The sequence below is a fragment of the Psychrobacter sp. CLB018 genome (assembly GCF_041222815.1).
Lineage (GTDB): Bacteria > Pseudomonadota > Gammaproteobacteria > Pseudomonadales > Moraxellaceae > Psychrobacter > Psychrobacter faecalis.
The window spans coordinates 122,513-134,231 of the sequence record NZ_CP166085.1; the positions used below are offsets into that span (position 1 = coordinate 122,513).

9 protein-coding genes are annotated in these 11,719 nt (G+C 43.3%); 6 read left to right on the top strand and 3 right to left on the bottom strand.

Features of this window, described 5'->3' with window-relative positions; all coding sequences use genetic code 11:
• Positions 1–22: 22 nt before the first annotated feature.
• Both ribBA and AB8P72_RS00560 read right to left on the bottom strand, forming a co-directional pair.
• On the bottom strand, positions 23–1,135 hold the full coding sequence (gene ribBA, locus AB8P72_RS00555) for a bifunctional 3,4-dihydroxy-2-butanone-4-phosphate synthase/GTP cyclohydrolase II (protein WP_068407844.1): 1,113 nt from the start codon (positions 1,133–1,135) through the stop codon (positions 23–25).
• 298 nt (positions 1,136–1,433) lie between these two features.
• Positions 1,434–2,723, bottom strand: a complete 1,290-nt coding sequence (locus AB8P72_RS00560) for a replication-associated recombination protein A (RefSeq protein WP_193029921.1) — start codon at positions 2,721–2,723, stop codon at positions 1,434–1,436.
• Positions 2,724–2,950: 227 nt separating this feature from the next.
• Between AB8P72_RS00560 and AB8P72_RS00565 the strand changes: the two genes are divergently transcribed.
• Positions 2,951–3,526, top strand: coding sequence for a type IV secretion protein Rhs (locus AB8P72_RS00565; protein WP_369811315.1), 576 nt, complete (start codon positions 2,951–2,953; stop codon positions 3,524–3,526).
• A gap of 139 nt (positions 3,527–3,665) precedes the next feature.
• Complete coding sequence (locus AB8P72_RS00570; RefSeq protein WP_102077757.1) at positions 3,666–4,679, top strand: hypothetical protein; 1,014 nt, start codon at positions 3,666–3,668, stop codon at positions 4,677–4,679.
• Positions 4,680–4,770: 91 nt separating this feature from the next.
• Here the strand turns inward: AB8P72_RS00570 and gltA are convergent, their stop codons facing one another.
• Positions 4,771–6,051: a citrate synthase gene (gene gltA, locus AB8P72_RS00575; protein WP_102077758.1), complete on the bottom strand. Its 1,281-nt coding sequence runs from the start codon at positions 6,049–6,051 to the stop codon at positions 4,771–4,773.
• Positions 6,052–7,216: 1,165 nt separating this feature from the next.
• On the opposite strand from gltA, the gene sdhC reads away from it, so the two are divergent.
• The 4 genes from sdhC to AB8P72_RS00595 all read left to right on the top strand — a co-directional run bounded on the left by sdhC (position 7,217) and on the right by AB8P72_RS00595 (position 11,223).
• The gene (gene sdhC / locus AB8P72_RS00580) at positions 7,217–7,603 is read left to right on the top strand and encodes a succinate dehydrogenase, cytochrome b556 subunit (RefSeq protein WP_082894375.1); all 387 of its coding nucleotides are present in this window, start codon (positions 7,217–7,219) and stop codon (positions 7,601–7,603) included.
• A gap of 2 nt (positions 7,604–7,605) precedes the next feature.
• Positions 7,606–8,010: a succinate dehydrogenase, hydrophobic membrane anchor protein gene (gene sdhD / locus AB8P72_RS00585; protein WP_102077800.1), complete on the top strand. Its 405-nt coding sequence runs from the start codon at positions 7,606–7,608 to the stop codon at positions 8,008–8,010.
• 458 nt (positions 8,011–8,468) lie between these two features.
• Positions 8,469–10,319, top strand: coding sequence for a succinate dehydrogenase flavoprotein subunit (gene sdhA / locus AB8P72_RS00590; RefSeq protein ID WP_068407838.1), 1,851 nt, complete (start codon positions 8,469–8,471; stop codon positions 10,317–10,319).
• A gap of 193 nt (positions 10,320–10,512) precedes the next feature.
• Positions 10,513–11,223: a succinate dehydrogenase iron-sulfur subunit gene (locus tag AB8P72_RS00595; protein WP_068407835.1), complete on the top strand. Its 711-nt coding sequence runs from the start codon at positions 10,513–10,515 to the stop codon at positions 11,221–11,223.
• Positions 11,224–11,719: the final 496 nt, after the last annotated feature.

The window sequence follows — 11,719 nt, forward strand, 5'->3', positions numbered from 1 at the left end:
TGTACTTTTTAATTTCTAGGCTTTATTTTTGCTTAGGCGCATGAATAAAGTCTACTACATTTAAATCAAAACCTGACAGCGCATAAAACTTCATCGGTGACGACAGTAAGCGCATATCACGCACGCCCAAATGACGTAAAATCTGTGCGCCAACCCCGATACTGCGATAAGGCTGCTGAGCGATGGTAGACATGGACTGATTTTCAGCCGCTTTATCCAGCGCCTCTCCCAAGTCAATCGGCTGATGATTGCCGATCCAAACCAACACGCCGCGCTCTGAATTGTTTATTTCTTCTAGGGCTGAGCGTACGCTCCAGCCGCTACGACCAGTGGTGTCATTTTTTGCCGCAAACAAGTCACGTAAAGGATGGAAGCCATGTACACGAACGGTACTGACGCCTTCGCTGACATCACCTTTTACCAAAGCTAAATGAGTTTCGTCTGCACCAAACTCGCGGAAACGGTGCAAGGTAAAGGTACCGTATTCGGTCTCAAACGGATGGGATTCGACTTCTTCGACCGTTTGCTCATTGGCGATGCGATAGTTAATCAAATCGGCAATCGTCCCAATTTTAAGACCATGCTCTTTGGCAAATATCTCAAGGTCATCACGGCGCGCCATCGTGCCATCGTCTTTAATGATCTCAACGATAACGGCTGCTGGCTCCAACCCTGCTAGGCGGGCCAAATCACAACCTGCTTCGGTATGACCGGCACGGTGCAGGACGCCGCCATTTTGTGCCATGATTGGGAAAATATGCCCAGGCTGGACGATATCTTCTGGTTTTGCTGAAGAAGACACTGCTGCTTGAATGGTACGTGCGCGGTCAGCGGCAGAAATACCTGTGGTCACGCCTTCAGCCGCTTCAATAGAAACGGTGAAGTTGGTGCTAAATTTTGCCTCGTTGCGGTCAGACATTAGCGGCAATGCCAGCTGTTGGCAGCGCGCTTCTGACAAGGTTAAGCAAACCAAACCACGCGCGTGGGTAATCATAAAGTTGATATCATCAGGGCGCACGTGGGTCGCGGCCATGATGATATCGCCTTCGTTTTCGCGATCTTCGTCATCCATCAAGATGACCATTTTACCAGCACGAATGTCTTCGATAATCTCAGGAATCGTATTTAAACTCATAGGAAGTCTCAATATTTTATTATGTATAGATGGGTTTGATGATAAGGTTAAATTATTATTTGTCTATTGTAGCAGCAGAGGGCGTCAAGCGCTGTTGTAAAGCATGGCGTGGCTTAATAACAGCCATATAAATAACAGCAATAAGCAAAAAAATTGCTGCGCTCAATTGACTTGTATATATCATTATGAGGCTATTTTAACGCTTTTCATCCTACTGTGCTGCGTCATCTTGCCAGTATGTCCATTAATCGCTTAAAAATAGCGATAAGTATTATCAATGATGCATGCAAATATGCTGTTATTCATTACTAGCCGCTTGACCCTTTAGCCAGTCCATAAACTGCTTGCTGTGCTGCTCGCGCTGATTGTCAGCAAATTCATAAAAACTGGTGCCGATTAAATTGTTCGGTAGATAGCTTTGCGGATAATAATGATTGGGGTAGTCATGGGGATAAGTGTAGCCTTCACCATAACCTTGATTGCGCATCAATTTGGTCACGCCATTACGCAAATGCAGCGGTACAGGCGAGGCGTCTTTTTCTGCCAAGGCCATTGCCGCATTGATGGCTTTATAAGTGCTGTTACTCTTGGCGCTGGTCGCCAGATAAACCACCACTTGCCCCAAGATAATGCGCGCTTCTGGCATGCCGATAGACTGTACGCTACGCAGTGCAGCATCGGCAAGGAGTAGGGCATTTGGATTGGCATTACCAATATCTTCGCTGGCTAAAATCACCAAGCGCCGTGCGATAAAATCAGCAGGCTCGCCACCAACCAGCATCCGCGCCATCCAATATAGCGCCGCATCAGGGTCGGAGCCGCGTACAGATTTTATCATGGCCGAGATGATATCGTAATGCTGCTCGCCATCTTTATCGTAGCGCACTAGCGCCGTCTGAGCGACCCGAGCGACCAATTCATCATTGATAATTAATGGCGATTGTTTGCTATCTGCCGTTTGAATGGCAAGCTCTAATAGATTGAGCGCTTTTCTGGCATCACCGTGTGCCAATTGGCTAATTGTCTCTTGTGCCTGCAAATCAACTTTTAGGTTTTTAAGAATATTATCTTCTGCTAGCGCGCGCTGCAATACGGCGCTGATTTGCTCAGGCGTCAGCGGCTCTAAACGATACACTTGGCAACGCGATAGCAGGGCGTTATTCACACTAAACGACGGGTTTTCAGTCGTCGCCCCAATTAACGTAATATCACCTGACTCTACCGCGCCAAGTAACGCATCTTGCTGCGCTTTATTAAAACGGTGTATCTCATCGATAAATACCACCGGCGATTCAAAGCTTAGTGAATCCTTGGTATCTAAAACCTCACGTAATTGCTTCACACCCGTATTTAACGCCGATAACGCATGAAAAGGTCGGCCAACCGCATCAGCCAATAGCATAGCGATGGTGGTCTTCCCAATGCCTGCTTCGCCATGCAAAATAATCGACGGCAGGTGCCCTTGCTCAACCAAGCGCCGTAACGGTGCGCCTGCTGCTAACAGGTGCTCTTGTCCAATAATAGCGTCGAGCGTCTTTGGGCGCATGCGCTGAGCAAGGGGCGTATCGGCATGAAAATTGGGTGGCATAAAAATCTCTATTATCAATTAAACGACTGTTTTTTGTATTGTTTTGACTATAGCTAGGCTAACGCAGATTTACGTTAATAAAAGTCAGCTAAGTGTACAGCTTATGTCTTAAAGGCTTTGTTTTACGCGATTTCGACCTTATTAATGGTTTATCAGTTATGACCAATCATGTTATAACGAATTATCAAATATAAAACCAGCAACCAATACAAGGTAAGACACTTATGCTGTCGCTATCTGCTTTCAAGCGTTTATTTAAACGCGCTGAGTCTCTTCGTGCTAGGCCTCTTAAAGCTACCAAGCAGCGTTCACGGCAGCTGACTGCTGGAGAGATAGCACTGGCTCGTTCGGTGTTCGGCGATAGTATCCGGCTTGAGCAAGTTCAGCTAAAAACAGCATTCTGGGTACTAAAAAATTACGCTGTCAGTCCTAATGGTAATATTTATTTTCACCCGGCCGACTGGGTCACAGATTTTAGCCAATCATCATTGGGTAAGCAAAGCTGGCTTATTCATGAATTGACCCATGTGTGGCAATTGCAGCAAGGTCTTAAAGTTGTGCGCGGCGCTATGATTAATCGCCGCTATGATTATGTCCTTAACGCTGGCAAACCCTTTTTCAACTATGGTATCGAGCAGCAAGCACGCATGGTGCAAGATTATTTTATCAGTCGGCAGCACGGTCGCGATTGTCAGGGTTTTGAAAATTGTATTCCTTTTTTAGCGACACAAAGAATCGATAACAGCCATGACCATAATAAAACTCGCGACGAACATAAAACTCATGACACAGTTAAAGTTTAATCTTTCTTTTATCCTATAATATTTATATGATGACTGAAACTTTTGATAATAATAACAAGCTGCTAGAGATATAGAAAAATAAAATAGCTAGTAGTCTCAATATATAAGCGAACTGCTTTTAATAAGGATGAGAACTCGGATGTTTAAAAATTTATTAACAAAGCCTGATAGTGAGACTCATCATACCTGTATAAATGCAGGGTCGCTAAATAAAGCAATGATGTCGCCGCGTACCCGCTCCTTGCTAGCCGCCGCTATGACTGGGGTTTTGTTGTTAAGCGGCTGTCAGCAGCAAGCAGAAGCACCAGTAGCTGATAATAGTCAACCCAAAGAAAAAACTAGCGTAGAGGACAGTCAGCCGATGCGCAAAAGTGACTCTGCGGCTGCGCGTATAGAGCAGTTTCAGCCGTTGTACCTTGCGCAAGCAAAAAGCCTACAGCAGCGTTTGCAAGCCGAATATGAATCGCTACAAGCGGCAGATGCCTCAGACAGTGGCAATGATTTGTTACCTGATAGTACAACTGCTGTGTCAGTAGACAATGCTAAGCCGTCTAATACCGCTAATCGAGTTGCAAATAATACAGATTCTGAGCAAATAGCAAAACCACCTGCTACGGATTCAGCCGCAGCTATGGACAATAATAATAGTGAGTCAGACGTTAGCAACGACCCTGAAGTCGACGCCAATGCGACTACGGACACTGATATCAATACCAGCACTGAAGTGGGCGAGCGTGATTTAACCGTACTTAAGCGTATCAGTTTAGAGCCGCGTAAACCAGTGATGTTGACAGATGAGCAGATTATAGACAGTTATCAGCAAGCGATGGAAGCCCTTTATCAGCCTGTGACCACGCTGCTTAGTGCGGAAGATGTTGATACTCTAATCAATATCGCGACATTGGTGCCGCAGGTATTCGAACATGCAGAAATCGCCGGTAGACTTAGTGCAAAAAGTCCAGCGCTGGCGCGTTTGATTATTCAGCATCAAGTTTGGGAGCAGATAGAAGCCCAACAAGTGATGGATATGCAGCAGATGAAACTCAATCAGCAGCAAGAGTTTGAGAGACTGATGGCAAAATTTAATGAAACCATCCAAGGTTATGACGAGCAAATTGCCAAATATGAGCAGACCTTAAAAGAGTTTCAATAAAGTGTGACTTTTTATTTCTTTATTGAATTTAGACCATAAAAAATCCCGCTCAAGTAGCGGGATTTTTTATGCTGCTAATAACAATAGCTGACTATTTACGATCTTCAACTTTAACGAAGTCGCGATGCGTTTCACCAGTATATAACTGACGAGGGCGACCGATTTTGAACGGTGCGCTGTGCATTTCTAACCAATGGCTGATCCAACCAGAAGTACGCGCGAGTGAGAAGATAACGGTAAACATTGACGTTGGGATACCGATGGCTTTTAAGATAATGCCAGAATAAAAATCAACGTTTGGATACAAGTTACGCTCAACGAAGTACGGGTCTTCTAAAGCGATTTTCTCAAGCGCCATCGCAAGCTCAAGCTTAGGATCATTGATACCCAATGCACCTAGTACTTCATCGCAAGTCTCTTTCATTACTTGTGCGCGTGGGTCAAAGTTTTTGTAAACACGGTGACCAAAGCCCATCAGTTTTACTTCACGGCTTTTTACTTTTTCCATGAATTCAGGGACGTTTTCTACCGTACCGATTTCATCTAGCATCTCAAGAACAGCTTCGTTAGCGCCGCCGTGTGATGGACCCCAAAGGGCAGCGATACCTGCAGCGATACACGCGTAAGGGTTGGCACCAGTAGAACCTGCTAGACGTACAGTAGACGTTGAAGCGTTTTGCTCGTGGTCAGCATGCAAAGTAAAAATTTTGTCCATGGCGCGAGTAATCACGTCATTGGTTTCGTAGTCAACATCAGCAGGGGTTGCAAACATCATGTATAAGAAGTTTTCTGCGTAATTGAAATCATTACGTGGATACATGAACGGTTCGCCCTGTGAGTATTTATAACTCATTGCTGCAAGCGTTGGCATTTTAGCGATTAGACGAATAGCGGTGATTTCACGGTGTGCTTCATTGCTGACGTCTAAGTTGTCATGATAAAACGCTGATAGGGCACCAACGACACCAACCATAATCGCCATTGGATGGGCGTCACGGCGGAAACCTTCAAAGAATTTACGTAATTGGTCATGAACACCGGTGTGCTTACGAACCTTTTCATAGAAATCCGCTTTTTGCTCAGCGTTTGGTAGATCACCATGAATCAACGCATACGCCACTTCTAGATATTCAGCATTGTTTGCTAACTGGTCGATAGGGTAGCCACGGTGTAATAACTCCCCTTTACCGCCATCAATATAAGTAATCTTAGATTCAACAGGGGCGGTTACTTTAAAACCAGGGTCATAAGACCAAAAACCTGAATCTTGTAGAGCAGCAATATCGATAACTGGGCGCCCTAAAGTACCTTCAATAATAGGAAGTTCGTATTCTTCACCATTTACGCTTAATTTGGCATTGTTGTCAGCCATAAACTGCTCTCCATTGTTTGTAACTTGTTAGAATAAAAATATATCGACGCATACCCTCGCGTCTTCACTAGTTAAACGGTCAAAAAAATTTAACCCATTTAATATGCAGGCTATATTAGCAGTTATTACTGAGGTTTTGAAAAGACTTTTAGCAGTAATGTCTGTAATAGGTGTGCGTTAGTCGTGCTAAACGACTGTAAACTTTGTATCAAAATATGTCTATTCAGTAATTTAGCGGTAATTCAGCAGCAAGTCCGCTGGTTGCTTATAATGTAATGATTCTCATTAACATTATAATAATTAAGACTTTATTACAAGATAAACGTCCGTCATATTTGCAGCAACGCACCATGGCATAGACAGAGTATGCGTAACCGACAGATTAATTTGGATCAAAAATTGATTCTGAAATATCAATACTAATAAATTCGCCTTACCAATAGCTAGCTTTTTGTTAAATAATCACCGATAACCACTATTTAGGGGATAAATTTGTAATTATGGCGCAGTCATTTTATAATTGGAGGGATTTAACTGGCACTAGCTTTGCGCAAATGAATAGGCTGCTCTGATAAAACTATTGGTAAAGCCCAGCTTTATTGAGACTTTTTGATGATTGACTGTTCGGTTGATAGACTAAATCCCGACTTATCGTTTGAATATTCTTGTTAACTGTTCTATTTTTAAATAGTCAACAGTGAAGTTTGCCTTAATAAAAAATGATACTCTACAGATGATATTATGGCGTTATCTTTTTTGTTGATGCAACGTCGTAAAAATAGAATAGTTAATCGATTTATCCCATATTATGAACTCCATGTAACCTCTTTATTTTGTATAAAGGGTGTGAATGATTTGTCATAAAAAGGGATTGTCACTTCAGTGAGCGATAGGGAAGTCTATAACCACTTTATAAATGGAAACTACCCAAATAGCAACTAAATAAACAGTCGCTACGGGCACAGATTTTATTTATAGAGTTTATCTGAACGTCAGATAAATAAGACTTATCGACCTTGCATATTTAGCGCAAATGAAACGACGTCAGCTAGCCCTTCCTTACTTTATTCATCTCATGTGTTGCTTGCCGCTTGTAGAATAGTATTGATAAATAGTATTCGTATAATGCGTTGATAGCTGATACAGGAGTATAACCGCAAAAAGGATGCCCGCTGTGAAAAGCAACCGACCTATTAATCTGCCCTTAAGCCAAGTGATTAGCGTTAACCGCTCACCGATTGCAATTGCTTCTATCTTGCATCGTATCTCTGGCATTGTTTTATTTCTACTTATCCCAGTCATGCTGTGGTTATTACAGAATTCTTTGGCATCGCCTGAGAGTTTTGAAACCGTGTTTGACAATGTCTTTATTCGCTTTTTAGCGTGGATTTTCGTCGCCGCCATTGCTTATCACTTCGTGATGGGCGTGAAGCATTTATTTGCTGATAATGGTCAAAATGAAGAGCTACAATCGGCGCGTATGGCGTCTGTTGTCAGCTTAGTGATTGCAGCGATTTTAATTGTCGCGTCATTTGTATGGGTGATGTTCTAATGATAAAAAATGATTCAGGAATCAAAAGCGCCACCGGTCTAACAAGCTCAGGTACCCGTGATTGGATGGTCCAACGTATCAGTGCGGTTATTCTAGCCGTTTACAGTGTGGTGTTGCTGGGCTTTTTCTTAACCCATGGCAATGTAACCTTCATTGAATGGTCTGATTTTATGACCAGTTTACCGATGCGTCTGTTCAGCTTGTTGGCTATTTTGGCATTGGCTGGTCACGCGTGGGTGGGTATGTGGACGGTATTTACCGACTATATTACCTCTGGCAAGATGGGTGAAAGCGCGCCTAAACTGCGTTTATTTTTACAAACATTGATGATTATCGCTATTTTAGTCTTCCTATTTTGGGGCATTATGATTTTTTGGGGTAACGGCTTCGGTGTTGTTGCTGTTTAACTTTTTATCATACCGGTAAATATTTATTCATAGGCTATTTATAAGCGTAGTATTAGCAGCCATATATCGATGAATAATAACGGATGAATCTAACCGCATTTATAGCCTTACTGATTTAAAAGCGTTTAGAGAATAAAATCCGTTAGTAGCCAAAATAGACAGAGCCAATCATAGCGTTGGGTATTTCTCAATTTAACTTATCACTGATACCAGTGCATTATTAAGCAGTTGCATAACAGTTAGACCGATAGTTAAATAAACAGATAAGCCCAATATAACGATAGATATGCAAGTTAAGTGGTCAAAAGGTATTGATAGCAGATTTTGATGGTTGAAATTATTGTCAGTAGCGTGAGCGCAAATATTAGCCGACATTGCCGCATGATAAGACAGAAACCAGCATAGACATCAGCCTTTTTATTTACTTCTAAGCATTAACAGGCATTAGGAAAACCGTAATGGCAACTAGACAAGATAATACCATTAGCAATATTAAAACCCTGAACTATGACGCGGTCATCGTTGGTGGCGGCGGCTCAGGTATGCGTGCTTCATTGCATTTGGCCGAAGCGGGCATGAAGGTTGCAGTCTTGACCAAAGTATTCCCAACCCGTTCGCACACCGTTGCAGCGCAGGGCGGTATCGGCGCAAGTTTGGGTAACATGAGTAATGACAACTGGCACTTTCACTTTTATGATACCGTGAAAGGGTCAGATTGGTTAGGTGACCAAGACGCCATTGAGTACATGTGCCGCGAAGCGCCGAAAGTAGTATATGAGCTTGAGCACATGGGTATGCCGTTTGACCGTAACGAAGATGGCACCATTTATCAGCGTCCATTTGGCGGTCATACCTCAAACTATGGCGAAAAAGCCGTACAACGTGCTTGCGCTGCTGCTGACCGTACGGGTCACGCGCTATTGCATACGCTTTATCAGAAAAACCTACAGCAAGGTACAGAGTTCTTTATCGAGTGGATCGCGCTTGATTTGATCAAAGATGAGGCCGGTAACATCAATGGCGTTATCGCGCTTGAGCAAGAAACCGGTACGGTTGCGGTATTCCAATCACCAATTACTGTGTTAGCCACAGGTGGTGCTGGTCGTATCTTTGCGGCTTCTACCAACGCTTATATCAATACAGGTGACGGTATTGGCATGGCGGTTCGTGCAGGTATTCCATTGCAAGATATGGAATTCTGGCAGTTCCACCCAACCGGCGTTCATGGTGCCGGCGTACTATTGACCGAAGGTTGCCGCGGTGAAGGCGCTATCTTACGTAATAAAGATGGCGAAGCGTTCATGGAGCGTTATGCGCCCACCGTGAAAGACTTGGCACCACGTGACTTGGTATCACGTTCGATGGACCAAGAAATCAAAGAAGGTCGCGGCTGTGGTCCAAATGCTGACCATATCGTGATGGATATGACCCATTTGGGTGTTGACACCATTATGAAGCGTTTACCATCAGTATTCGAGATTGGTAAAAACTTTGCCAACGTTGACATCACTAAAGAGCCAATTCCAGTTATCCCAACCATTCACTATATGATGGGCGGTATTCCAACCACGATTCATGGTCAGGTGATTGTACCGGATCTAGAAGCGGGTACCGATGAAGACGGTCTATATGCCAAAGGCAACGTCGTTAAAGGTCTTTATGCAATCGGTGAGTGTGCGTGCGTTAGTGTGCATGGTGCCAACCGTTTAGGTACCAACTCGCTACTTGATTTATTGGTCTTTGGTCGCGCTGCTGGTAAGCATATCGTTGATGAATTCCATCATGCTGACCATAACTACAAGCCGCTTGATCCACATGTGCTTGATTTCACTGTGCGCCGTTTAGACAAATTGCAACAATCAACTTCAGGCTACAATGCGCAAGACGTGGCTGACGAGATTCGCGCCATTATGCAAAAGCATGCCAGTGTATTCCGTACGCAGGCGATGATGGATGAAGGTGTTAAGCAGATTCTAGCGCTTGCTGATAAAATCGACCAAATCCATTTGGCTGATAAATCACAGGTCTTTAATACTGCGCGTATCGAAGCGTTTGAAGTAGCCAACTTGTATGAAGTGGCAAAAGCGACGATGATATCGGCCGCTAACCGTCATGAAAGCCGCGGCGCGCACAGTGTTTCTGACTATGATCGCCCAGAAGATGATGATTATGCACCAAACGGCCGTAACGATAATGATTGGATGAAGCATACCCTATGGTATTCTGAAGGCAATCGTATTATCTATAAGCCTGTGCGTAAAGTGCCATTGACGGTCGATTACGTCGAGCCAAAAGTTCGCGTTTATTAATTCTAGCCCCTGTAGTTTTGAGCATACAGCTTTGTGTATACATAGAATTAACGTTTTATCCCTTATTTAATAAAAGGTGAGCGCCAGCGATAAGCTTTTATCAGCGCTATGGTTTAATCATAGCGCTGATAAATAGCAGTCTTTAGACTGTACGCTTGTGAGCCCGCATCACCAATGTGTGGAGTTTAGCATTATGAGCCGAGGTACTCGCACCATCGAAATCTATCGCTACGATCCTGATGTGGACGCAGCGCCGCGCATGCAAACTTATACGATTGAGTTATTGGACTCAGATCGTATGTTGCTTGACGTGTTATTACGCCTAAAGAAAGAAGATGAAACCCTTACTTTCCGTCGCTCGTGCCGTGAAGGCATTTGCGGTTCAGATGGCATGAATATTAATGGTAAAAATGGTCTAGCTTGTCTGATTAACATGAACACCTTGCCTGAAAAAGTAACGGTTCGTCCATTACCAGGTTTGCCAGTGGTTCGTGATTTGGTCGTCGACATGAACCAATTTTATGAGCAATACGAAAAAGTTCATCCGTTCTTAATCAATGACCAGCCAGCGCCAGCAACCGAGCGTTTGCAGTCACCTGAACAGCGTGAAAAATTGAACGGTTTGTATGAGTGTATTTTATGTGCTTGCTGTTCAACCAGCTGCCCATCATTCTGGTGGAACCCTGATAAGTTCTTAGGTCCAGCAGCACTATTGAATGCCAACCGTTTTGTATCTGACAGCCGCGATACTGATATTCGTGCTCGTCTAGGGCGTTTAGAAGATCCGTTCAGCTTATTCCGTTGCCGCGGTATCATGAACTGCGTGTCAGTATGTCCAAAAGGCCTAAATCCAACCAAAGCCATCGGTCATCTGCGCAATTTACTGATCGATCAAGCAGGTTAGTCTACCATTTATTGGTAATTAGCTTTATAATAGCGCTGTTAAAAAAACACCACCTCTCATTAGGTGGTGTTTTTTATTCAAGGTTATCAGCATTAAACTGTCAGTTATAAAGCTAGCATCACAAAACTGATATTTTAGACGGTATTGTTGATGGGCAGTGGTGACTCAGTCAATGAAAGTAAGGCTGTATTAACAATACGTTGCTTGTATGTAAGAGGGCATGCTATATCGTACGCATGTCTATATAATTGATTACAACCGTATATTTTCGCGCAGATTCATTTAAAGGTAGTGATTAACCATAAATGTTTATATCGCTCAAAATCTATAGAAATGCAAAAAGTAGGCTATAAATTTAGCTAAATCTTAGCGATAGCGCCGTTATTTGTTCATATAAAAATTAACTAGTTGCGAGAAATGATAGTTGATATTCATTTCGTAAATACCTAGTATTGAACAAACAAACTATGGCGTGTTAGGCAGTCATGTTACCCTA